The organism is Nitrospirota bacterium, from assembly GCA_035873375.1.
GTDB lineage: Bacteria > Nitrospirota > Thermodesulfovibrionia > Thermodesulfovibrionales > JdFR-85 > BMS3Bbin07.
On record JAYWMQ010000017.1, the window covers coordinates 21,030 to 44,849 of the forward strand.

A 23,820-nucleotide genomic window follows, 5' to 3' on the forward strand; every position below is an offset into this window, starting at 1 on the left:
TCACCGGCATATATCCGTATAAGAGCAGTACCTGCAGTTCTTTTCCTGAGCTGTCTTCTCAAACCCCTGCTCCCTGTCTCTCAATTCCATTACAAGCCCCTCGATATGTCCTGCGAACTCCCCGTCCGTCAGATCTTCAAAGACCCTCCTGAGCCGAAAGCTCCTCTTCAGGTCATAGTATGCAAGGCCCTCCACGTCCATTCCCTTAATCGTCTCCCTGAGCATAAGGCGGTAAAGCGGGAGCTGAAACTCCTTGAAATTTTCATCCAGGACCGTCCTGTCCCTGACGTTTATCTCGGAGAGCTTGTAATCAATAATAAGACCCCTGGTGCGCGCGGACTCAGCAGGGCCCTGAAAGATGTCAACCCTGTCTATCTTTCCCCTGAACCTCATCCCTTTCAGTTTCATGGAAACAGGAAACTCAAGATATGCCGGCATCCATCCTGCTTCAAATACCCCCTTCTCTGAGTCCACAAAATCCCTCAGCTTCTCAATAAATACCTCGATCTCAAGCCTTGCATGATGGCTTTTTCTGAATATATCGTAACTTGCTGCCTCTCTGAGGACCTCGCTTTTCAGCTCACTTGTCAGTTTCTCACAGGAAATGGCAGGGGAATCGGATGGCTGGGGGGTAAAGAGACCGGCCTGACTTCCGTCTTCAGACTTCTGTTTTCTGATTCCTGTCTTCTGACTTCTGTCCTGTAGAGAGGACCCAAAGAGCCTGCTGTAGACATTTTTTATCGCACTATGAAAGATATTGCCGACATCGACCCTCTGCAACTCCTCTGATATCTCCTCCTTCTCCCTGAGCTTCCTTATGTATTTCAGATAGAATCTGAACTTGCACTCCCTGTATGTCCTGAGAGACGTAGGGGTCAGCTCCATCGTCTCAATCAGCCTCAGGACTCGGCTGTCCTTTACCGGAACAAAAGACTTCGCCTGGATAGAGACAGTCGGCAATGAAGGAGCCACTTTCCCGGCACTGTATGACGAGGTTGTCTCGAATTGCCCCCCTCCGCGCTGTATTGCTATCTCTTCAATGAACCTGCTCTTCGGCCTCCTCCCCTCAGAGCCGGCATAACTTAAAAAGACCGCCCTTGCCTTTTTCAGGAGACCGTTAAAATACGTCCTGCTTAATTCCTCCCTGTCAAGGAAGGTCGGCAGTCCCACCCGCTTTCTTATCTCTGTATTCAGGAACATATCCTTTTCACTTGCCGGTGGCATGAACTCTTCGTTCATATCAGGGATAATGACAGCCTTGAATCCCAGTGCCCTCGTTTCAAGCATACCCATCACTGTAACAGGCCCACCCCACGTATGAGGATAGGTGACACTCTTGATGTATTCGTTCAGATAGACGAGATGCCCCAGAGGAGACCCCTTGGGCCAGAAGACCTCATATGGAAGCATGCCGAGCATGATCAACCTTTCAAAAAAGACCTTGCACGCACCCACAAACTCGGGACTCTCCCGGATCTTCTCAATCAATGAGGAGTTCCTCTCCATTATCCATCCCATGAACTCCCTGATACGGCTGCTGAACTCCTTAAAACCCGTCTTCCTGCTGAATATCCCTTCAATCTCCTGAAAAACCTCTTTAAGTTCCCCTGTCATGCATAACTCCTCCGGGCCGACAAAGAGCCTGTTCCTCCTCTTTACATCCCTTACAAAGAGCTCATAGCCCTCACCTGCAAGTCCCCGTACAAAGGGATGGCTCAGAAAGTTCAAGGCAGCCCGTGTGTCATAAGTGCCCCTCTCGTCACACGAGGTGAGCATTGTCTCAAGGGATTTCAGGAATGAGTAGAAGACCGTATCTCTCATCTCAAAACCCATTGCAAAGTTTAGTATACCGTCTCTGTCAAAGGCATGAAGGGTCCTTTTTAATCCATCGTCAGGAAGAACCACAACCGTCTCCTCAGGGCTTATACCCATACCGATTGACTTCCTGATGGAGTCCATTATAAACCCGGTCTGTTCCTCGGGAAGTGAAAACTCTTCAACCTCAATAAAGGCAGGGTAGGGGGCTACGGGTATTTCAGGAGGCAAAGAGGCCTCCCCGGCAAGGGTCCGGGATATCCTCTTTATCTCGCTATCCGCAACACCTTCATAATGGAGAAACACCTTTATATCCACCACATCCGAGGCCTTTTCCATGAGTCTCAATTCAAAACTGCTGAGCCTGCCGGCAATAAGGATATAAATCTTTTTGAACCTTTTTAAGAAGGTGGGGCTATAGAATCGTGACATCCCTGAAGAGAGGAAGTCTCCTTTGAGAAACATCAGATCAATGAGGCCGTTTCGCTTTAATATATCCCTGTAAATGGATGCAATCTCTTCAAGTATCATCACATCCTTTTCGTAATCCGTGTACAGGGCGTTTATCCTGAGGTCTTCAAACCCGACCCCCTCGGCAAAGACCTCTTCATAGAATCTCAGCAGCCTCCTGCCGACAGAGGCAAACCTCATGAAGTCTTCATAATACCTCGCATGCTCCCTTCCAAAGAGCCTCAGGAGATTCTCTGTATCAAGCCCTCTGACAGCCTTTTGCAGATAAAGAAGCCTCAGTTCATCCGGAACAACCCCTGAGCCGCCTGAGTCAAGACATCTGAGGGCAAACTCCTTCATCTCAAAGCAATATGGCAGGACAACGGGAACTGAAGAGTCGTTGCTTATTAAATGGATGAGGTGCCTGATAGACCTTGTTGTCGGCATAACAACGGCAGACTCGAACGGGGGAAACGGCTCTTCCTTCAAATGCATCAAGAGGTATCGTACGGGCAGTTCCTTTAAGGGAAGACTCTCTATCTCGATCATTACTCTGGATTACACAACTCTGGATTACAGAAGGGCATCTCCTCAAGCCCCTCTATCTCGACGACCTTGTTTTTGGAGGTCTCTCCCCTGAGGATATGAATTGCACCCTTTTTGATGCTGAAAAACTTTGAAAGCACTTCTATGAGCTGCCTGTTGGCAGCTCCGTCCACAGGGGCTGATGTGAGCTTTACCTTAAGGGCATCACCCAACGCACCGACTACCCCGGCCCTTGAGGAACGGGGCTCAACACGGATATTCAGGACTATCCCTTTTTTGCTCTTTCTGAAAGGAAGATTATTGCCCATGCACCTGTTTTACCGGTTTTTCCTGAGGCCTTTTGAGACCATAGAATCGATTAAACCAACATTAGCCTTTATCCACCGCGAATCCCACCAGTATAAAGGAGAGACCTCGATTCCCTGGACAAGGATTCCGAAATGAAGGTGGTCTCCACCTGCAAGACCGCTTGATCCCGTCCTTGCAATCAACTCTCCTTTTTTGACCGGTTGTCCCTCCTTTACCAGGATTTCAGACAGATGTCCATACAGACTCATCAACCCGAGTCCATGGTCTATTATCACGGTGTTTCCATATATGCCAAGGTCGCCTGCAAATTTCACAATACCTGAATTTGCCGCCTTAACCGGGGCATTTGAGACCGAGGCAAGGTCATACCCAAGATGTACGCTCCGGCTGACAGGTTTTCCCTTATACAGGTATTCCCTGCGATCGCCATATGCAGCCATAACCTTGCTGTTCTTTAACTGCAGGAAACGCCCCTTCCAGAGCATCCGGGGTTCAGATTTCCGGCCTATTTCGCCAAGCCTTTTGACGTCCCTGTCTCTCCATTCCCCGTTGACCTTGAGGAAGGCGCTGACCGGATCGGGGAGCTCGGATTCATTAAACAATGGATAAACCACACGGTTTATAAAATCATCACTTATCCTGATGGATGACCTCCTGAAGGTCTTTTTCTTTACCTTTGCAGGCAGGGTCCTTATGGTCTGATTTCCGGCATGGTCCCGGGCTACCGCATAAAAGACCGCCTTGTCTTTTATATCAAAAGGAACAGGAAAGAAAACAACATAATCACTGTCTGACCCGTCAGAAGTTTTGTATGCCTTAAATGGCTCTCCATCATCAATCCTTATGAAGACGGAATCAGCCCCCTCTGCCATGAGCAGGGCAACCGTGCCCATGCCCTGGTAAACCACCGACGGGGCATTCACTACCCTGAGTTTTGGAGCCACTGTATCAATCAAGGCATCTATCTTATACTCCACTTTCTTTAAAATCCCCGACTTTGCACGTACTGTAATAACTGCAGGGCCGTCCCTGAGCCCCAGGTCCTTTGGTTTTATCTGCAGTATGTAAGTCTTCTCCATAACTGCAGGCTCATCCTGCAACAATTCCACGGATTTCAGGTCCTGGGTAACAGAGACCTCGATGGATTTCAGGTTTTTACCATGAACCGTTATGGTTTTGTCAGCAGGCAGGAGCTTAAAGGCATCTATCCCCGCTACCACTGGGGGTGGGATAAGAAATAGTTTATATGCCGTGTAAGAGAGAACAAGTATGATAAATGGGAGCAGCAGAATCACGGCCAGTTTCTTGATCCTGCTCCCCTTCTTTTTCTGATATCCAAAACCGTTCAAAAACTCCCTCCTTCTTTAAGGTTTTATTACTCTGTAATCTTTAATTATAATACCTTGGAGTTACTAAAGCAAAGGTGATGTAACAATTTAACCATCGGCACAAGGGAGCTTTTAAAATGGTCTGTCCATCGTGGCTGTCGTTTATGCTGTATAACCCTGCCAGGAAGGCGCTGACCAACAGGGAGAAAGTCCTGAAGGAATCCGGCATAACCGGGGAGAGCGTTGTCCTTGAGGTGGGTGCAGGAAACGGCTTTTTTACCGAGATGCTTGCCCGGACGGCAAAGAAGGTGTATGCCGTTGAACTGCAGGCGGGGATGCTGGAGAAACTGAAAAAGCGTATTGCCGGGTGTGCCGGAAAAGTAGAGGTACTGCACGGGAACGTCTCGGATATTGATCTTCCGGATGCGTTTGCTGATGTGGCCTTTATTTATTATGCCTTCCACGAAATAGAGAGGAAACCGGAAGGCGTAAGAAAAATTGCACGGGCCGTTAAGGTCAACGGCATCCTCTCCATCTATGAGCCTGCAATTGAGGTTGGAAGGGAGGCAATGGACAAGACCCGTGATGCCTTTGAGTCAGCGGGGTTCAGGACTGAAGTACGAAGAGACACGCTGTTTACCAGGTTTCTGCGTATGAGGAAAGAAGGGGGGAAATCCAGCCGCTAAAGATATCCCTCTGTAACATAACGGCGCATCATCCGGTGAGTATTGAAATAGTATGCAAGCTTTCCTATGGCATGCTGCATCATCCGTATCCAGCCGTCACGATCATTATAGTAAAGAGGAATAATCTCATGTTCAAGCTTGTTGTAAAGGTCCTCTGAGTCCCTTCTGTCTGCAGCGTTCTCATCAGGAACCAACTCCGAGGGTGCTGCCCCTATGGACCAGCCTGTATATCCCTCAATGTATCCCTCAATCCACCAGCCATCAAGGACACTGAAGTTCAACACCCCGTTATGGGCTGCCTTCATACCACTCGTCCCGGATGCCTCCAGGGGTCTTAAGGGGGTATTAAGCCATACATCCACCCCTGAAACCATCCTGAGTGCAATATCCATGTTGTAATTTTTCAGATAGGCAATCTTTAAATCGTCCCGAAGTTGTCCGATATAGGAAAATATCCTCTCTATCGCCTTCTTTCCCGGTTCATCCTGAGGGTGTGCCTTGCCGGCATAAATGATCTGTACCTTCCCGCCGGCAATCTTTTTCAGTCTTTCAATATCCCTGAAGAGCAGGTCGCCCCTCTTGTAAGCTGTCGCCCTTCTTGCAAACCCAATGGTCAGGGTATCATGATCCATGCCCGTTCCGGTCGTTTCATTAACATAATCTATCAAATTCTTTTTCGCATCCATGTGGGCCTGCCATATCTCTTCATGTGGTATCTTTTCAACACGAACAAGCAGCTCCGGCTCATTGGCCCAGCCGGGAAAGTAGCGGTCAAACAGTCTCTTAAAGCTGTTCGATGTCCAGGTGAAGGAATGGACGCCGTTAGTGATCGCGTGTATCTCATATCCGGGAAACATAATCCGCGAGACATCCCGGTGCTTCTTTGCAACACCGTTTACATAATCACTGAGATTAAGGGCAAGGAGGGTCATGTTGAGGTTTTCCTCCTCTCCGCCAAGCTCCCTGAGTATGTCAAGTGGAATAAAGTCACCAAGACACTTTTCCACCAGGTCAAAAGAAAACCTGTCATGTCCTGCCTCAATCGGGGTATGCGTGGTAAAGACACACATTTCCCTTACCTTCTCTGTATCCCAGACCAGCTTTTCATCCCAGACCTCCTCTATACTCCTCCTGTACCGTCTGAGAAGATCAAGGGTAAGAAAGGCTGAGTGTCCTTCATTCATGTGATACTTTTTTATCTCAAAACCAAGGGCACTTATCAGCCTGACCCCGCCTATGCCAAGGACTATCTCCTGCTTTATCCTGTATAAGCGGTCGCCCCCGTAAAGATAATCCGTTATTGTCCTGTCCTCAGGGCTGTTTTCCTCTATATCGGTATCAAGGAAGAGGACGGGCACCCTGCCACCAACTATACTCTCCACAATATAGAGCCAGGCCCTGACAAAAACCTCTCGGCCTTCTATCTCAACTGTCACCTTTTCCGGCAGCAGCTGCATGAAGTCAGATGGGTTCCACTCCGAGGGGTACTCAACCTGCCTGCCCTCCGGTGTAATATCCTGCTCAAAAAAACCTTTCCTGCTCAATAGGGTTACAGCAATCAGAGGCAGTTTCAGGTCCGCAGAAGACTTGATGGTGTCGCCTGCAAGCACACCCAGACCACCACTGTAAGTGGGCATCTCCCTGCGAAGACCTATCTCCATTGAGAAGTAGGCTATCTTGGGCTCATCTAAGAAATCTGTAAGTATTGACATGACGTCATATTATAGCCCAAAAACCTCACATTTATGCAACATTGGTTTGACCCCACCCTCCTTTTCTTGACATTTTCTTACATTTTTGTTTTAAAATAGGAAAATACTGCTACGGCAATTTTATGCCGACCTCATACAAAAGCAGGGCCCAAATCATAACGTGATTCTATTACGGATACTTCACAGCTATGAACAACTTCACTACGTTCCCTTTGATGCAGAAGAAACACAGATAACAAAGAAATGAAGACCCTTATGGATAAAGAAAAAGAACTGATAGTCAGGAAGAACAGGGAACTGAGTGCTATCCTCGAAGTGAGCCGTGTCCTCACTGCTTCTTTTGACCTTGAAGAGAACCTCCGCGCTGCAATGAAAATACTCGGAAGCCTTCTCGAAATGCAGAGGGGATGTGTCTTTCTGCTCGACCCGCTTTCAGATGAACTGCGCATAGTGGCTGCTCATGGACTGACAAAAGAGGAAGTCAAGCGCGGTAAATACCGGATAGGTGAAGGAATAGTCGGCAGGGTCATAAAAACAGGCTCCCCCATGTTTATACCTAACATTGGAGAAGAACCAAAGTTTCTGAACAGAACAGCATCAAGACCAAAAAAACACGGGGTCTCTTTCCTCTGTATTCCTATTGAACTGAAGGGCGAGATACTTGGGGTGATCAGTGCAGACAGGATATATGCTGAAGAACACGGCAGTGTGGATGACGACCTGAGGGTATTGAAAATAGTGGCATCACTGATTGCCCAGTTTGTAAAACTCTGGGAAAACTACAGAAAGGCCGAACAGGAGAGGGAGTCTCTCAGGGTCCAGTTGAAGGAAAGGTACAGCCTGCCAAACATTATCGGCGAATCCGAAAAGTTCCAGAGTGTGCTGAAGGCCGTGATGAAGGTTGCCGGTACAGATACAACCGTCCTGCTTTTGGGTGAGAGCGGAACAGGAAAGGAACTGATTGCAAGAACGCTTCATTATCAGAGCCACCGTGCAAAAGGTCCTTATGTTGCTGTAAACTGTGCAGCCCTGCCTGACAATCTCCTTGAGGTCGAACTCTTTGGTGTGGAGAAAGGGGCTTTTACGGGAGCAACAACGAGCAGGACAGGCAGGTTTGAGCTTGCTGGCGGAGGAAGTATATTCCTCGATGAAATAGGCGAGATTCCTTTAGGGCTCCAGGCAAAACTGCTAAGGGTGCTGCAGGAACGCACGTTTGAGCGTGTCGGCTCTTCCAGGTCCAGAAAGGCTGATGTAAGGGTTATTTCTGCTACCAACAAAAACCTGCTGGAAGAGGTCAAGCAGGGAAATTTCAGGGAAGACCTTTACTGGAGATTAAATGTGGTTCCCATTGTCCTTCCGTCCCTGAGAGAGAGAAAACGGGATGTTCCCTTGCTTCTGAACTATTATCTGGACAAGTTCAACAAAACCTATAATAAACGGGTGCTGATTTCAGAAGATGCGCTTTCTATCTTCAGTGATTACTCCTGGCCGGGTAATGTAAGGGAGCTTGCCAACACAGTGGAACGGCTTGTCATAATGACGGAAAAAGATATAATTGTACCGGAAGACCTCCCGTTTAATCTTGCATCTACCGATACACGAATCTCCACAAAGAAAAACTCCTGTTTTTACGAAGAGCATACCCTTGGTCACGAGGTTCAGAACCTTGAACGCGAGAGAATTATACGGGCATTAATGGAACACAATTATATTCAGCACAGGGCTGCAAGGGCACTTGGCATTACCCCCAGACAGCTTGGTTACAGAATAAAAAAGTATGGAATTGAACTGCAGAACCTGAAATAAAGGAAGGGGGGCTGACCAGCCCCCCTTCCTTTAAAGCTAAAGCGCTGTTTCTCCTTTTTCTCCGGTCCTGATTCTGTAAGCTTCGCCAACTGGCGTGACAAATATCTTTCCGTCACCAATCTTGCCCGTCTTTGCACTCTCGATAATCTTCTCAATTACCTTTTCCGCCATATCATCAGGAACCACTATCTCCAACTTTACTTTCGGCACAAAGGTAACTTCATACTCTGCACCCCTGTATACCTCAACATGGCCCTTCTGCCTGCCAAACCCCTTCACCTCCGTCACGGTCATACCCTGAACCCCCAACTTATGCAGTTCATCCTTTACTTCATCAAGTTTAAAGGGTTTTATTATTGCCTCTATCTTCTTCATCTTCTCCTCCTGTTCACTTTTTAAGCCAGTTCATCATGACTTTAAACCCTTTGCAGATGGATGAATCTGAAAGTCAGGATAAGCCTCAATACCGTGCTCTCCAACATCAAGACCTTCAAGTTCTTCTTCAGCGCTTACCCTTATGCCGATAGTCACCTTAATCAACTTGAACAGGATAAATGCCGTTGGAAATACCCACAGGAATGCAGCCCCTATACCAATAAGCTGTACCCCAAGTATCTTTAAGGTAACACCCTCGGCATTGAATAGTCCAGCAGCAAATGTGCCCCACGCACCACAGACTCCATGAACAGAGACTGCACCGACAGGGTCATCAACCTTCAGTACCTGGTCTACGAAGACCACCGAGAGGACGACTATAAATCCGGCAATGAGGCCTATCAGTATGGCACTGCCCGGAAGGACATTGGCACAGCCTGCAGTGATACCCACAAGACCGGCAAGGGCACCGTTTAACGTCATGGTTGCCTCAGGCTTCTTGAACATTATCCATGACATCAGCATTGCACCCACTGAGCCGGCAGCAGCAGCCAGAGTTGTATTGACCGCTATTAAAGCTATATCCTTGGTGGCAGTGGTGGTACTGCCGGCGTTAAACCCATACCAGCCAAACCAGAGGATAAAGACACCCAGTGCGCCGAGTGCGATATTGTGGCCGGGGATGGCCTTGGTCTTCCCATCAACATATTTTCCGATTCTGGGACCCAGGACAATGGCCCCTGCAAGGGCAGCCCATCCGCCCACGGAGTGGACAACAGTAGAGCCTGCAAAGTCAATAAAGCCAAGTCCTTCGAGCCAGCCGTTACCCTTGTAGAGACTGCCCCATGCCCATGAACCAAATACCGGATAGATCAGGCCGCTTATCACTACTGAGTATGCGAGGTAGGCCACAAACTTTGTCCGCTCTGCCATGGCTCCCGAGACAATAGTGGCTGCAGTGGCGGCAAATACCACCTGAAACATCCAGAAAGCAAGTGTCCACGGGTCCTTGTCCTGCGCAAAATCACTCAGAAAAAAGCCTGTGGTTCCAAACCAGCCTGTTGTGGTAACTCCGAACATTATTGCAAAACCGACCGCCCAGTATGCAAGTGCACCCATGGACATATCCATCAGGTTCTTCATCAGGATATTTACGGTATTCTTTGCCCGCGTAAAACCGGTCTCCACCATGGCAAATCCCGCCTGCATGAAAAAGACCAGAAACGCAGCTATCAGGGTCCAGACAAAGTCTGCGTTTGTCTGCACTTCAGCTGCCGTTATCACCGCTTCCTCAGTTGCCGGTTGAGCAGTCACCGACTGCTCAACCACGACAACTTCAGGAGGGTTGGAACTCCCCTGTTCTTCAGCAAACAAAATGCCTGCCGAAGACAACAGTAGGGCTATTATCATTACAACTAAAAATCGTTTCATTTATTGCCTCCAGAGCTCCAGTTTTAAAATCAAGACTCTCTGCTCTTATTTAAAAATCTATATCCAACTGTAGTGTTGCAGTTGGTTTGTAGCTGCTTTCGTTATAAATGTCATAGCCGACAATCACTCCAACGTTTGGGGCGAACTTCCAAGCAACTCCAAAACTCAGTGCACCGTAACCATTGTCCCCGCCCTGATAGTCTATAGCGGCCCAGAGTTTGTCTGATACCTCGGAAATCGTCCTGTCCCATGAGAGTAAAACGCCGGTATTGTCCTTATCGCCATTGATGTCAACCAGTACCTTATCATTACCGACGTAGTAGCCTGCAGAGAGCCTTCCGATCTTGTCAAAGCTCTTTGCTACAAGACCATAATATATGTTGGAGTCAGAGACATCCTTTTCTGTACCAAAATCATAACCACCGACAGCAAGTGCAGGGGCTCCTTTGAAAAGTATCCCTTCCGGTACGCCAAGCTTTGCATTGAACAACATGGGAGAATCATGCGCTCCATCCATGTCCCTGTAATCGATCCCGGCTTCCATCTGAATTTTCTCAAATGGTAACACGCCGACAGTCAATCCAATGTTTGTCACTATTCCGTTTCCCTCTGTTCCAATATACGAATCAAAACCGTAATGAGGCGTTTTGTACGGCTGAATATCCGTTGAGGGAATCCATATCTGTGTAGATGGTGTGGCATTGGCAATGCCGGAAAATAAAACTAAAGCCACAATGCTTACAGCTAATATCCTGAGAGTCTTCATGCTATCCTCCTATAATCTTTTTTTTTAAATTTTTTTTCATTATGCCTTTTACATCCTGTCCTTTACACAAAAAGCTCACAAAAGTCCTTCTACACATCACCTCCTTGAATATTGTTGAACAGGCCCCAGGGGTCCTATCTCTCAAGGGAAGTCCCCTCCGCCTTTCCCATTCCTGCCTTAATGCCGTATTTTCTGATCTTATAGCCTATCATCCTCTCCGTAATTCCAAGGGTCCTTGCTGCCTTTGCCTTGACCCAGTTACTCTCCCTGAGGGCATTGAGTATCTCCCCCCGCTCCAGGTCTTCAATTTTGTGTTTCAGGGAATCCATTGCTTCTCACCTCATAAATACAATTAGTTAATACTATAGCTAAAACCGTGCCACCTGATAACCTGTTGATTTATTTGACTTTTAACTTTCAATGCAACCATACAAAATTGTATGGGACTACAATTTTGTTATTATCGTACGTTTTTGTTTGCTTCTCAATGCTGTCAACCACGCAGCTGACTTATCACTATTTTTTAATAGCCTGGCAAGACGGGCTGGCGACTTGATATAATCAACCCCATGACAGAAAGCAGGAAGATTGCAAGGTCAGCCTCCCTTATCTCCTTTGCTACCTTTATCAGCCGTATCCTCGGATTTGTCAGAGATGTGGTAATAGCAGGGTTTTTCGGTGCAACCGGGCTTTCAGACACCTTTTTTGTGGCCTTCCGCATCCCCAATCTCTTGAGGGAGCTGTTTGCCGAGGGCTCAATGTCGTCAGCCTTTATCCCGGTGCTTACAGAGACCAAGATAAAAAAAGGAGAGGAAGAGGCTCGGAGGCTTGCGAAAATAACCTTCACATTCATACTTATTGTTGTTGGATCAATATGCGTTGCAGGGATTATCTTTGCCCCGGTAATAGTCAGAATCATAGCCCCGGGGTTTACCCAACCTGAGCAGTTAGCCACCACAGTGCTTTTGACAAGGATAATGTTTCCCTTCCTCCTGTTTGTCAGCCTTGCAGCCCTGACAATGGGTGTCCTTAATGTAGAGAGGGTATTTTTTATACCCGCCCTTTCATCTGCATGGTTTAATATAGCGATTATCTTTACAATAATCCTGCTGTCATCCCATCTCAGCAGGCCGATCCTCGCTGTTGCCATTGGGGTCACAGTGGGGGGGATCGTACAGTATGCCACCCAGATACCCTTGTATCTGAGAAAGGGCTACACCTATGGGATAGATACCAACTTCAGGAACGAAGGGCTCAAAAGGATGGCGGTACTGGTGCTTCCGTTAACCCTCGGCCTTGCAGTATCACAGATCAATATATTCGTGAGCACTATCCTCGCATCCTTTCTGCCGCAGGGAAGCATCGCCTACCTCTATTACTCCATGCGTCTCATTCAGTTTCCCGTGGGGATATTCGGGGTTGCCATGGGAATGGCTGCCCTGCCGGCGCTCTCATCACATGCTGCCAAGGGTGATATGGAATCACTGGGAAAGGATTTTTCCTCTACCCTCAGGCTCCTCTTCTTTATAACCGTTCCGTCAATGGTGGGGCTGATCGCCCTGAGATATCCAATCGTAAATCTCCTCTTTCAGCGGGGAGAGTTTGACTACACTGCTACAAGAGGCACTGCCTTTGCCCTTGTCTTTTATTCTCTGGGCATATGGTCCATGGTGGGGGTAAGGGTTGTGGTTGCGGCATTCTATTCAATGCAGGATACCCGGACTCCGGTAAAGGTGGCCCTGCTCTCCCTGGCAACGAATATCATCCTGAGCCTCCTGCTCATGGGACCGCTGAAGCACGGAGGGCTTGCACTTGCAAACTCCGTATCATCAGGTGTCAACTTCTCCCTCCTCTTCTACCTCCTCAACAGGAAGATAGTGAGTGTGGAGTACAGGAGGGTTTTGACCTCTTTCCTGAAGACCCTCATTGCCTCAATCATAATGGGCCTCGCAGCATGGTCAATACTGCATGGCCCCCTCTGGAGGGGCAGCGGAGAGGTGCTTAAAAAGAGCCTTTACCTTGGCGGAACCATCCTATTATGTGCAGGTCTCTACTTCCTCCTTGCCCTGATACTGAAAAGCGAAGAGGTCAAAACACTTTTTAATATGTTCAGGAGGAGCCGCAAAGCCTAAAAGGGGAGGGGTCAGGTCTCAACATTCAACATAACTAACTGTCTTTACTTGTCTTTCCTATCTTGTCTTCATACCTTTTACATGCCTGAGATACTGCAGCATAGTCCATTCGAAACATCTCGCCTATCTCTTTGAGGCTCAGTGATGTATATCTCTTCAGCAGGTAAAGCGCCATCTGACGATACATATTTCCACGTTTCTTGCTGAATATCTCTTCACGGCTGATCGAAAGTTCCCCCATGACGTGCTGAATAATCTCCTCCGGCGTATATGCTTCTGCTTCTCTTGTCTCAGATATCTCTCTTTTACGCCCAACGGACTGAATCTTTTCTTTAACTGTTTCTATAAACCTTCCCTTACCAAGGACAATGCCCTTATATGAGTCCTTCAGAGGATTTTCCATATAAAGATTTTTAAGCACATAGTTTTCATACTTCTTTTGTGCCCTGCGGGGGTCTTTATCAAACTGTTTAAGGATAAACTCGGTATCAAGCCGTGCTACAGGCCTCCTTTTCCCGATATATTCAGGATAACTGCTCCATCGGTATTCTTCGGGATTATTAACCATACCGGCCCGAACAGGATTTGCATGGATGTAGGCCGAGAGCTGAACTGCATAACTGTCTTCTTCAACTACAATTGACTTGTATCTCCCCTGAAACACTACACCCACGACCTTATGCTTTGCCTTAAACCAGTTGGTATAGGAGGCATTCAGGTAGTGCATCCCCTCTGATATGTTGGCAAGCGGGGTCTTTATAAAAAGGTGATAATGATTATCCATCAGGCAATAGGCATAGCACACAAGGGAATATTTATCGCACGTCTCTCCTGTTTTATCAAGGAATATCCGCCTGTCATCATCACCATAAAAGATATTTTCCTTACGGTTTCCCCTTGCTGTTATATGATAAACAGCATTCTCAAAGGATAGTCTTAAAGGTCTTGCCATGGGTAAATCTTATCATTTACACCCCCTTATGTCAAATGTTGAGACCTGACCCCTTTCCTTCCCTGGCCTGTTCCGGTATAATCAGATTAAGGACGCAAAACAGCGTTGGCTACCCGTGAAGACGAGAAAAATAACTGAAATTATATGCAGGAGATACTGCAGGTATTATAAGGAAGGGAAAGAGGACCTCCTCTGCGGGACTTACAGGTTTTTGGCAGAGAGATACTCAACCGGGGAGTTGGAGAGGGTACCGGAGGAGATTACACCTGACTTTTCAGGGGACGCCTATATACTGGAGGAGATATGCAGGAGGTGTGAGTTTTTCGCTGATGGCTGTGACTTCAGGGGAGGCAATCCCGGCCCTCCGTGCGGGGGGTATTATATAGTGGAATGGCTAAGAAAAGAGTCCGGATAGCGGACACCCCTCACAGCGGGGCCCTGGTTTGCAGAAATCCTTGCCCAGCCTTACAAGGAGTGCATGATACTCGTTGAACAACTGCACATCACGGGGCAGGGCGGCATGAAAAAGTTCCTGAAATCTCTCATAGGACTCTGAGCCGTCCATAATCCCATGTCTTGAAAGCACCCTCTTTGTATAGGCATCTATAACGAAAACCGGCCTTTCAAGGGCGTAGAGGAGCATGGAGTCAGCGGTCTCGGGCCCAATGCCGTTAACACTCAGCAGCTGACGCCTCAGGGTTTCGGTATCAACCTTTCTCATCTTCGAAACCCTTCCCGAATAGTGCTTGATAAAGAACTCAATAAAGGCCTTCAACCTCTTGGCCTTAACATTAAAATACCCTGCAGGCCGGATCAGTTCGGCAAGCCTCTCTTGGCTCATCTCATGGATGGCCGCAGGTGTCAGGGCCCCTGCCCGCTTCAGGTTCTCTATTGCGCGCTCCACATTTCCCCAGTTAGTGTTCTGGGTAAGTATTGCCCCCACCATCACCTCAAAAGGGCCGTCACCCGGCCACCAGTGCTGACGGCCAAAGGTTGAGAAGAGCCTTGAGTAGATATCCATCAACAGGTTGTCCTTAGGGTGTGGTATCAGCAGGTGGAAACCTCCTGCATTAATTCGCCAACTATCCTGAAGTACTCTTTTTCACAGTTTTCCTCTATTTCCTTCATCCTCTGAAAGGGCCGGTTAAAATCCTCTTCTGCTGCTGTAAAGATACCATGTCCGTATACAATGGCAGCGTCTGATTCCTTAAATGCCTCTGGAACGGTTCTGACCATGCCTGTTGGACCGGTTCCTACTTCACCAGGAACAACCGGCACACCGCAGACATACCTTTTTTCAGGACATGCCTTGTAGCACTGCCCCCGCAAGTGACACTCCTTGAGACAGTGCATGGACATAATAACAGAGAACTTCGGGTGACCATGCAGTATGAAGCGGAATGGGGTCATCCGGTATATGGCCCTGTGGGTTGCAAACTCGGATGAGGAGGTTATTCCGACGGATGAGGAGCCGTCAACAGGCACGGCATCTATACAGCCCTCAAGCTCGTCAAGGGAGGCAGCGGTTTCACTGATATATATTCTGCTGTCAAAATAAGAGGACATATTTCCGAAGAAGGAATCCACCAGCCTTTCCGTCACAAGTCTTTTGCCTGCCTCTACCATCATTGAATATACCATGGCTTCGTCTTCCGGCGGGCCTTTGAGCAATTGATGAAGACTTCCGCTATCTTCAAGGCCTGCCTGCTGTGGATACAAAAAAGCCTTTATCCTGTCAAACCCGTTGATTCTTTCCCTGTCCGGTTTCAGATTATTTTTTTTGCAGGTTTCAAGATAGATCAGGTGGTCATGGAAGTATTTAACAAAGGTGGAGAAGCAGGCCGAGCTGTATGAGATAAATGCCTGCTCCGGAGAGATGGTCCCGTAGCTTACAATGGCGGTCCCGGTCTCAACAACGGCTGACTTCCTCTCTGAAAGGACATGGGCTATCTTCTGCGGGTCCGGAGAATCTATCACCGGTATATCATGAAAAAATGTCCTTGTCTCACAATCCTCAGGGATAATGGCCCTGTAGTCCGGGAGTTCGGACAGACCGTACCTGAGCAGGGCCCTGATGATGCTTCTGCGGGGTTCTTCCGGAACTGCAAAGAGCAGGGAATTGATATTCATCAGACCAAAAACCTCTTTCAGGGCCTGAAGGCTGATGAAGTGAAGGTCTGAGGTAGTGTTTGAGTATATCTCCTCATCTATGGCAAGGGAGAGTATTTCAGACCCTTTGGCAAGCCCCTGTGAAACGAGCTTGTCGGCATATTTGTCAATCAGCTCTTTCATCTTCTTCTGTAACTCTCCCCTCCTCGTCATAGCCCCTGATTCTGTAATACCTGTCAAGGGTATCATCAAAATCCTTCCTCCTGATTGGCGGGATTGTCACGTTCTCGTCTGAATACCCCGCATCCCTGAAAAACCTCTCCGGCAGGTCGTCATCCTTTCTTGAAAAGCCGTTCAGTGTATTGAGATGCCTTTCAAGAAGCCACGTACGCTCCCCTGCCCTCACGAGTGACTGCACATCATACTCCCTTGCCGTCACTGCATTTATGGCCTTTGCATACTCCTCAAGGGAGGCTGCAAAGAAGACAAACTTGCATGCTGTAAGGGAATCTATTACTGTGTTTATATCCTCGGATATCTTGACCATCCTGGCCTTGCCCACAAAGGAGAACCTGTCAACAGCCACAGGCTTTCTGAGTATCTCGTAACTTATCGGATATGCCCTGAGGTGGCAGCCTCCTCGGTTTGAGGTGACATAGGAAAGGGCCATGCCATAGGCGCCCCGGGGGTCGTAGGCCGGAAGCTCAAGTCCCTTTACCGTCATGCTGAGCTCAGGCACACCCTTTGACTCTGCAAACCTCCTTGAACCCTCGGACAGGGCGTCTCCAATACCCTGCCTCTCCCCTATAAGCACTACATGCCTGAGGAGCTCCTCAGGCGACAGCCTCTTGCCTGAAAACTCTGAATAACAGGCAATGGTGGATGCAGTTGTAATGGTGTCAAGGCCGTAATCATTACAGAGGCGGTTTGCCTCGACAATACTTTGGAGGTCACTGTTGCCGTTGAGGGCGCCAAAATGTGAGACCGTCTCGAATTCAGGCATAACCTCACCTGCCCTGCCCACTTTCTTGCATAGTATGGGGCACCCCCTGCAACCTTTCTTTTTTGTATGATAGGCGGTCTTCATTGAATAACCCGAGTATTGGCCGGACTTGGGGAATACACTCTTTCTGAAATTCTCCGTAGGCTCCATCCTCCTTGCATGGATAAGGTCAACAAGGGCTGCCGTACCGAATTCGCTGAGGCCGAACTCACCAAATACTGCAGGTGAGGCCCTGAGCAGCCTCATTATCTCCTCCCTTGCCTTTTTCAATGCCCCGGGATCAGCGACCTTTACCTCTCCTGTCCCCCTTATCTTTATTGCCTTCAATCTCTTGGCCCCCATAACAGCCCCAAGCCCGCCCCTGCCTGCAAGGTAGTGTCCGTCAAATACAATTGAAGCAAACCTGACGCCCCGCTCTCCTGCACGGCCGATTATGGCCGTGGACCCGTCATCACCAAGAATTGCTGCCGTCTCTTCTACATTCCTGCCATAAAGCCCCCCTGCGTCCTTTATGGATATATTACCGTCCTGAATATCTATCGTCACCCACTCTCTGGATAGACCGGAGATAATGAGCATATCAAACCCCGCCCTCTTCAGCTCGGTTGCAAACCTGCCCCCGACAGAGCAGTCAAAAACCGTTGATGTGAGTGGAGACCTTGAGACCACGGAGAGCCTTCCTGATGTGGGGGCAGAGGTACCGACCAGTGGGCCGGAGGCAAATATTATCGGCATATCCTCTGAATCAAACGGTTTTGTAATGTGCTCCCTGATCAGCGCCACACCAAAACCCCGTCCCCCGATATATTTCTCGCACAGTTCCGGCGGGGTCTCAAATATATCCCAAACTCCTTCCGAGAGGTCTATCCTGATGCTTTTTCCTGTATACCCTGTCATTTGCACCTTCCGTTCATTTTATAAATAAATGTCAGCACCTCAGCCACAGCCCTGTAGAGTTCCGGCGGTGTCTCTTCATACATATCAAGGGTGGAGAGTATCTCCACCAGGGCCTTGTCCTCATGGATGGGCACCCCGTGCTCACGGGCAAGGGCGATTATCCTCTCGGCAAGCCATCCCCTGCCCCTGGCCACTACTTTCGGTGCCGCATCAACACCCTGTCTGTATTTCAGGGCTGCTGCCTTTTTCCGCTCTTCCTTCATACCCTTATATCAAGTCCTTCTGAAATGGCGCTGCTGAAGTCTGCTTTCTCCTCATGCCTCGCACTGATGCTGCCGACTTTAAGGCCGGAGGCTTTAAACTGTTTCTCAAGCATGGGCAAGCCCTCCTTCAGCGCTTCAACAAAGGCCCGGTTCTCTGTAATGAACCTGATATGGAAACGCCCTGACTGCATAAGGATATGGGCCATTATCCTGCCGGTCCCCTCTATATCAAGGTTGACAATGCAGGAATACGCCCTCTCTTCGGGCTTCCCCCTGTATGATTCCCTGAATATCAATTCTCCATCCCGCAAATCCTTCCAGAAGAGGGGGATAAAGACCTGTAACGATTCATTCAGTCTTGACTGAAGCTGAAAGAACTCTATGTTTTTGATGAGTTTGTCTATAGCCGTGTTCAGATTATCAGGCTTTATGTTGTTCTGAATTAATTGCTCAATTACACCTGCATCCCTTAGCGCGCCTTTAATGCTGAGAAGGGTACCCTTGAGGTCGTCCCTGATAATCCGTGCAAGTCCTTTTTCAACATCCGGCTCAGTACCGGTATTGAGCATGGTCTTCTGTTGAAGCTCCTGTTTCAGCATATCATCTGTAACGAGCCTCAGGGTAAGCAGCCTTAATTTTGACTCAAAAAATATGCCGGAGGACTCTATTAGATCCTTCGAAATACCCGATGCGAGCATCTCAATCTGAGGGAAGAATCTTTTTAGTGATGCAAGCTGGGGGAGCACTTCCCTGACGGATCCGGGAAGCGTCTCAATCAGGCTCCTCAGTCTTCCCATCTCCCCCGCCTCAAGTCTTGCACCCCTGAGGTTATCAAGGGCAGAGAGGATGGAGCTTTTCAGAGTCTCTGAAGACTCCCTCCCTCCTCCAACCAACCTCAGCCTTATCTCGTTTCCCTTGCCCTCTACCCTGAGCATAAGGGTTTCATTCTTTTGCAGGGGAATGTCTGTCGTTGCCTTAAGAACCGTGTTTTTCAGCCTGATGGAGACAGTGTTGCCGGAAGTGATATTCAAAACCTCGGCCTTGACAATATCCCCTATCTTTAAGGTGAGGGCCGGCCTGTCCCTGATAAGAAGGTTTATAAACTTTCCTGTCTTATTAATCAACGGCCCTTGCATTTTCTAATTAACGGCCCTGCATTTTGCCTTTTTCAAGTCCCCTGTATTTTAATATAAACCGGTCACTTATAGTATAATTTATTTACTTATCGTATCTTACTGAAAAGGAGCTTTATATGCTTGATGCAAGGTTTGTCAGAGAGAATGTTCAGGTTGTCAGGGATGCACTGCAAAAGAGGGGTTATGAGATAGCACTTGATGAGTTCCTCTCTCTTGAGGAGAAGCGCAGGGAGGTAATCAGGGAGGTGGAGGAGCTCAGAAACAGGCGCAATGTGGTCTCTGATCAGATTGGAAGCCTGAAGAAGGGCGGCGGTGATGCCACAGACCTGATCAGCGAGATGAAAAAGGTCTCGGAGAGGATAAAGGCCCTGGATGAGGAGCTGAAGGGTGTTGATATAAAGGTCAGGGATTTTCTCCTGAATCTGCCCAACATTCCCCATGAATCAGTACCCGTTGGCAGGGATGAGAGTGATAACCTGGAGATCAGGCAGTGGGGAAAGCCTGAAGAGTTCGATTTTGAACCCCTGAACCACTGGGATATCGCCGAAACCCTTGATATTGTTGATTTCGACAGGGCATCAAAGATTGCAGGGGCAAGGTTTGCCCTGATGAAGGGCCATGGGGCAAGGCTTGAGAGGGCACTCATGAACTTCATGCTTGACCTGAACACCTCAAAAGGCTATAAAGAGGTCTTCCCGCCAATCCTGGTTAACCGGGAGAGCATGACCGCTACAGGCCAGCTCCCGAAGTTTGAGCCGGATCTCTTCAGAATTGCTGATCCGGAGCTGTATCTCATCCCGACAGCAGAGGTGCCGGTGACCAACATCCACAGGGATGAGATCCTGAATGAAAAAGACCTGCCCATCTACTACACGGCTTACACCCCCTGCTTCAGACGTGAGGCAGGCTCCTATGGCAAGGACACCCGAGGACTCATCAGGCAGCACCAGTTCAACAAGGTTGAGCTGGTAAAGTTCGTCAGGCCCGAAGAATCCTATGAAGAGCTTGAGAGACTTACAGGAAATGCAGAGGATATCCTGCAGAGACTTGGACTTCCTTACAGGGTGGTGGTGCTATGTACCGGAGACCTTGGCTTTTCCGCTGCAAAGACATACGATATTGAGGTGTGGCTGCCGGGGCAGGGCCGTTACAGGGAGATATCTTCCTGCTCAAATTTCGAGGACTTTCAGGCCCGCAGGGCAAACATCCGTTTCCGCAGGGAAGGCAAAAAGGGCGCAGGATTCGTTCATACACTGAATGGCTCCGGGCTTGCAATAGGAAGAACGGTTGTGGCAATCCTTGAAAACTACCAGCAGAAGGACGGCACAGTGGTTATTCCTGAAGCGCTGAGACCGTATATGGGGATGGATGTGATTAAATAAATCTTTAATATGGATATCTGAATCAGGTCTTTTTCTGATCGGACGCGCATTCCTACATTTTTGTATGACATTTTTGTAGGCCATACAAAAATGTAGGACAGGCAGGGCTCACTGTCCCTGAAAACAGGGCATTTCACGGATGGCACGAATATTGTAAATTATCGCAGACTGCCGGCAATCGCCGGATTATTGCCGGACGTAAATCTCTTAGAATTTTAAATACTACAGGAGGTATTTCCAATGAAGATGGTTTCTGCTGTAATCAAGCATTTTCGGCTTGACAATGTACGGAAAGCCCTGACGGACATCGGGGTGGAAGGTATGACCATTATTGAGGTAAAGGGTTTTGGGCGTCAGAAGGGTCACATGGAGGTATACAGGGGTGTGGAGTATGAGGTGAGATTCCTGCCAAAGATCAAGGTAGAGGTGGCCGTGACTGATGAAAAACTCGATCAGGTTATTGATGTTATTCAGGAAGCTGCAAGGACAGGCGAGATAGGGGATGGCAAGATATTTATTTATAACCTGCAGGATGTGGTGAGGATCAGGACAGGGGAGAGAGGAGAGGAAGCGATATGATGAAAAAAGAGGACTCAGGAGTTGGAAGCCAGGGCTCCTTGATAAATGGAAAACTGGTTTTGATTTCGCTATTCACAGGTTTTCTGGTATTCCTTTCCTGCAACAGCGCATTTGCAGGGGAAGCAACGGGGATCGATACAGGCGATACTGCCTGGCTATTGATGTCCACAGCTCTTGTCATGCTGATGACCCCGGGGCTTGCCTTTTTTTATGGCGGAATGGTGAGGAGCAAAAATGTCCTCGGCACCATAATGCATAGTTTTATAATCCTGTGTATTGTGAGTATTGTCTGGGTATTGTGGGGGTATACACTTGCCTTTGGCCCTGACATAGGCGGGTTTGTTGGCGGACTGAAGTGGTTGGGCCTGCAGGGTGTTGGACAGGAACCCGCTCCACTGGCCCCAACAGTGCCCCACCTTGCATTCATGATGTTTCAGGGGATGTTTGCCATCATCACACCTGCCCTTATAACAGGGGCCTTTGCAGAGAGGATGAAGTTTTCGGCCCTGGTGATCTTTACTGTGCTATGGACAACCTTTGTCTACTCTCCGGTTTGTCACTGGGTATGGGGGGGCGGATGGATCGGAACAAAAATTGGCGCCCTTGATTTTGCCGGCGGCACAGTTGTCCATATAAACTCAGCCATTGCAGCCATTACTGCCGCGGTTATTATTGGAAAGAGAAAGGGGTATCTGGAGGAGGCTATAATGCCTCATAACCTTCCAATGACTATCCTGGGGGCTGCACTGCTGTGGTTCGGCTGGTTCGGGTTTAATGCCGGCAGTGCACTTACAGCCGGAGGACTGGCCTCCCTTGCCTTTGTAACAACAAACACCGCTGCTGCAGCAGCGGCCATGAGCTGGGCACTTACAGAGTGGGGCTACAGGGGAAAACCCACAGCCTTTGGTGCGGTCAGCGGCGCTGTAGCCGGACTTGTTGCCATAACGCCTGCAGCAGGCTTTGTAAGTCCCATGTCTGCCATCCTGATAGGTCTCGGTGCAGGCGTCTTCTGTTATCTTGCCGTTAATGTCAGACCGAAGATCGGATATGATGATTCACTTGATGTACTCGGCATCCATGGAGTAGGAGGTCTGTGGGGGGCACTGGCTACAGGTCTTTTTGCATCAACCGCAGTAAATTCCGGTGGTGCCGATGGCCTGTTTTTCGGAAACCCGTCTCTCTTTACAGCCCAGGTTATTGCGAGTGCTGCAACCATTCTTTATTCCGGAGTTGTCACCCTTATCATACTGAAGGTGATTGACTGGACAATCGGACTCAGGGTTAAAGAGGAAGAAGAGGTTGTGGGACTTGATCTCAGCCAGCACGGTGAGACAGGATATAACCTGTAAACGGAACCGCCGGGCCGCAGGCGGAATTAAAAATCTTGTCAAGGAGATTAAAAGGTTATGCCGGTATTGATTGTAAAGAACATCCCGGTCGAAGGGCCGGGAACGATTGAGGACTTTCTCAAGGACAAGGGTATTTCCTATACCATACTCGAGCTCTCAAAGGGCGAGCTGATTACCGACACAGGGGAGTATTCGCATCTGATAGTAATGGGTGGACCGATGGCTGTTTACGAGATGGACAGATACGCCTACCTCCGTCAGGAGACGGACTTGATAAAGGACTTCATTAACAGGGGCAAGTCCGTCCTTGGTGTCTGCCTGGGAGCCCAAATGGTCGCTCATTGCCTTGGGGCAAGGGTTTATCCCGGTGATGTCAAGGAGGTAGGCTGGTATAAGGTTGACATAACACCTGAGGGAATGGAAGACGAGGTCTTCTCAACCATTGCGATTGACGGGAAACCCGTTGCAGAGGTCTTTCAGTGGCACGGTGACACCTTTGACCTGCCTGAAGGCGCGGTAAGGATTGCCTCGTCATCAGCCTATCCCAATCAGGCATTCAGGTACGGCAGCCGGGTATATGCCCTGCAGTTTCATATAGAGGTTACACCGGAGATACTCAGGGAATGGTTTAAGGACGAAGAAGGGGTTGACGTTGAAGAGATGCTTGCGCATACGCAGAAGATATACCCTGAATATCATAAAAGGGCAATGAATTTTTATGATAAATTTTTTTCTTGACAAAACTTTGTCTTGACAAAGCCGAAAAATTTATAGTAAATTTATCGGCAAACCCA

The 23,820-nt window shown here is 48.5% G+C and carries 22 protein-coding genes; 8 read left to right on the forward strand and 14 right to left on the reverse strand.

Annotated features, from left to right (window positions below; translation table 11 throughout):
* Genes VST71_04290 through VST71_04300 form a run of 3 tightly spaced genes read right to left on the reverse strand, consistent with a single transcriptional unit; the run spans position 1 to position 4,469 of the window.
* Positions 1–2,814, reverse strand: coding sequence for a PD-(D/E)XK nuclease family protein (locus VST71_04290; GenBank protein MEC4684938.1), 2,814 nt, complete (start codon positions 2,812–2,814; stop codon positions 1–3).
* Positions 2,814–3,119 (reverse strand): DUF167 domain-containing protein, encoded by a 306-nt coding sequence (locus VST71_04295; protein MEC4684939.1) that lies wholly within the window; start codon positions 3,117–3,119, stop codon positions 2,814–2,816. The genes VST71_04290 and VST71_04295 overlap by 1 nt, the downstream gene beginning before the upstream one ends.
* 9 nt (positions 3,120–3,128) lie before the next feature.
* Positions 3,129–4,469 carry a M23 family metallopeptidase gene (locus VST71_04300; GenBank protein ID MEC4684940.1) on the reverse strand — a complete coding sequence of 447 codons (1,341 nt, stop codon included), beginning with the start codon at positions 4,467–4,469 and terminating at the stop codon, positions 3,129–3,131.
* A 116-nt stretch (positions 4,470–4,585) separates the two neighbouring features.
* Between VST71_04300 and VST71_04305 the strand changes: the two genes are divergently transcribed.
* Complete coding sequence (locus tag VST71_04305) at positions 4,586–5,134, forward strand: class I SAM-dependent methyltransferase (GenBank protein ID MEC4684941.1); 549 nt, start codon at positions 4,586–4,588, stop codon at positions 5,132–5,134.
* Here the strand turns inward: VST71_04305 and glgP are convergent.
* The gene (gene glgP, locus VST71_04310) at positions 5,131–6,846 is read right to left on the reverse strand and encodes an alpha-glucan family phosphorylase (GenBank protein MEC4684942.1); all 1,716 of its coding nucleotides are present in this window, start codon (positions 6,844–6,846) and stop codon (positions 5,131–5,133) included. The genes VST71_04305 and glgP overlap by 4 nt on opposite strands.
* Positions 6,847–7,101: 255 nt before the next feature.
* On the opposite strand from glgP, the gene VST71_04315 reads away from it, so the two are divergent.
* The gene (locus tag VST71_04315) at positions 7,102–8,652 is read left to right on the forward strand and encodes a sigma 54-interacting transcriptional regulator (GenBank protein ID MEC4684943.1); all 1,551 of its coding nucleotides are present in this window, start codon (positions 7,102–7,104) and stop codon (positions 8,650–8,652) included.
* A gap of 36 nt (positions 8,653–8,688) precedes the next feature.
* Here the strand turns inward: VST71_04315 and VST71_04320 are convergent, their stop codons facing one another.
* The 4 genes from VST71_04320 to VST71_04335 form a co-directional block, all read right to left on the reverse strand.
* The gene (locus VST71_04320) at positions 8,689–9,027 is read right to left on the reverse strand and encodes a P-II family nitrogen regulator (GenBank protein MEC4684944.1); all 339 of its coding nucleotides are present in this window, start codon (positions 9,025–9,027) and stop codon (positions 8,689–8,691) included.
* A gap of 33 nt (positions 9,028–9,060) precedes the next feature.
* Entirely contained in the window at positions 9,061–10,458 is a 1,398-nt protein-coding gene (locus tag VST71_04325; protein ID MEC4684945.1) for an ammonium transporter, read from the reverse strand.
* A gap of 49 nt (positions 10,459–10,507) precedes the next feature.
* Positions 10,508–11,224, reverse strand: a complete 717-nt coding sequence (locus VST71_04330) for a hypothetical protein (protein MEC4684946.1) — start codon at positions 11,222–11,224, stop codon at positions 10,508–10,510.
* Positions 11,225–11,358: 134 nt separating this feature from the next.
* Positions 11,359–11,553, reverse strand: a complete 195-nt coding sequence (locus VST71_04335; GenBank protein MEC4684947.1) for a helix-turn-helix domain-containing protein — start codon at positions 11,551–11,553, stop codon at positions 11,359–11,361.
* Between the two features lie 240 nt (positions 11,554–11,793).
* On the opposite strand from VST71_04335, the gene murJ reads away from it, so the two are divergent.
* On the forward strand, positions 11,794–13,356 hold the full coding sequence (murJ, locus tag VST71_04340; GenBank protein MEC4684948.1) for a murein biosynthesis integral membrane protein MurJ: 1,563 nt from the start codon (positions 11,794–11,796) through the stop codon (positions 13,354–13,356).
* Positions 13,357–13,390: 34 nt separating this feature from the next.
* On the opposite strand, the gene VST71_04345 is transcribed toward murJ, so the two are convergent.
* Positions 13,391–14,308 (reverse strand): helix-turn-helix domain-containing protein, encoded by a 918-nt coding sequence (locus tag VST71_04345; protein MEC4684949.1) that lies wholly within the window; start codon positions 14,306–14,308, stop codon positions 13,391–13,393.
* Positions 14,309–14,423: 115 nt separating this feature from the next.
* Between VST71_04345 and VST71_04350 the strand changes: the two genes are divergently transcribed.
* Complete coding sequence (locus VST71_04350; protein ID MEC4684950.1) at positions 14,424–14,723, forward strand: hypothetical protein; 300 nt, start codon at positions 14,424–14,426, stop codon at positions 14,721–14,723.
* Here the strand turns inward: VST71_04350 and VST71_04355 are convergent.
* From VST71_04355 to VST71_04375, 5 genes are read right to left on the reverse strand one after another with little or no spacing between them, the layout of a single operon-like run.
* Positions 14,703–15,329, reverse strand: coding sequence for an endonuclease III domain-containing protein (locus VST71_04355; protein MEC4684951.1), 627 nt, complete (start codon positions 15,327–15,329; stop codon positions 14,703–14,705). The genes VST71_04350 and VST71_04355 overlap by 21 nt on opposite strands.
* Positions 15,330–15,355: 26 nt before the next feature.
* Positions 15,356–16,666 carry a class II aldolase/adducin family protein gene (locus tag VST71_04360; GenBank protein MEC4684952.1) on the reverse strand — a complete coding sequence of 437 codons (1,311 nt, stop codon included), beginning with the start codon at positions 16,664–16,666 and terminating at the stop codon, positions 15,356–15,358.
* Positions 16,584–18,317 carry an aldehyde ferredoxin oxidoreductase family protein gene (locus VST71_04365; GenBank protein ID MEC4684953.1) on the reverse strand — a complete coding sequence of 578 codons (1,734 nt, stop codon included), beginning with the start codon at positions 18,315–18,317 and terminating at the stop codon, positions 16,584–16,586. The genes VST71_04360 and VST71_04365 overlap by 83 nt, the downstream gene beginning before the upstream one ends.
* Complete coding sequence (locus VST71_04370; GenBank protein MEC4684954.1) at positions 18,314–18,580, reverse strand: EscU/YscU/HrcU family type III secretion system export apparatus switch protein; 267 nt, start codon at positions 18,578–18,580, stop codon at positions 18,314–18,316. The genes VST71_04365 and VST71_04370 overlap by 4 nt, the downstream gene beginning before the upstream one ends.
* Positions 18,577–19,704, reverse strand: coding sequence for a flagellar hook-length control protein FliK (locus VST71_04375; GenBank protein ID MEC4684955.1), 1,128 nt, complete (start codon positions 19,702–19,704; stop codon positions 18,577–18,579). Before VST71_04375 ends, VST71_04370 begins: the two co-directional genes overlap by 4 nt.
* Before the next feature lie 128 nt (positions 19,705–19,832).
* Here VST71_04375 and serS point away from each other — a divergent pair, with 128 nt between their 5' ends.
* From serS to VST71_04395, 4 genes are all read left to right on the forward strand, one after another.
* Positions 19,833–21,098 (forward strand): serine--tRNA ligase, encoded by a 1,266-nt coding sequence (gene serS, locus VST71_04380; GenBank protein ID MEC4684956.1) that lies wholly within the window; start codon positions 19,833–19,835, stop codon positions 21,096–21,098.
* A gap of 240 nt (positions 21,099–21,338) precedes the next feature.
* On the forward strand, positions 21,339–21,677 hold the full coding sequence (locus VST71_04385) for a P-II family nitrogen regulator (protein MEC4684957.1): 339 nt from the start codon (positions 21,339–21,341) through the stop codon (positions 21,675–21,677).
* On the forward strand, positions 21,674–23,026 hold the full coding sequence (locus VST71_04390; protein MEC4684958.1) for an ammonium transporter: 1,353 nt from the start codon (positions 21,674–21,676) through the stop codon (positions 23,024–23,026). The genes VST71_04385 and VST71_04390 overlap by 4 nt, the downstream gene beginning before the upstream one ends.
* 57 nt (positions 23,027–23,083) lie before the next feature.
* Complete coding sequence (locus VST71_04395; protein ID MEC4684959.1) at positions 23,084–23,764, forward strand: type 1 glutamine amidotransferase; 681 nt, start codon at positions 23,084–23,086, stop codon at positions 23,762–23,764.
* Positions 23,765–23,820 lie beyond the last annotated feature (56 nt).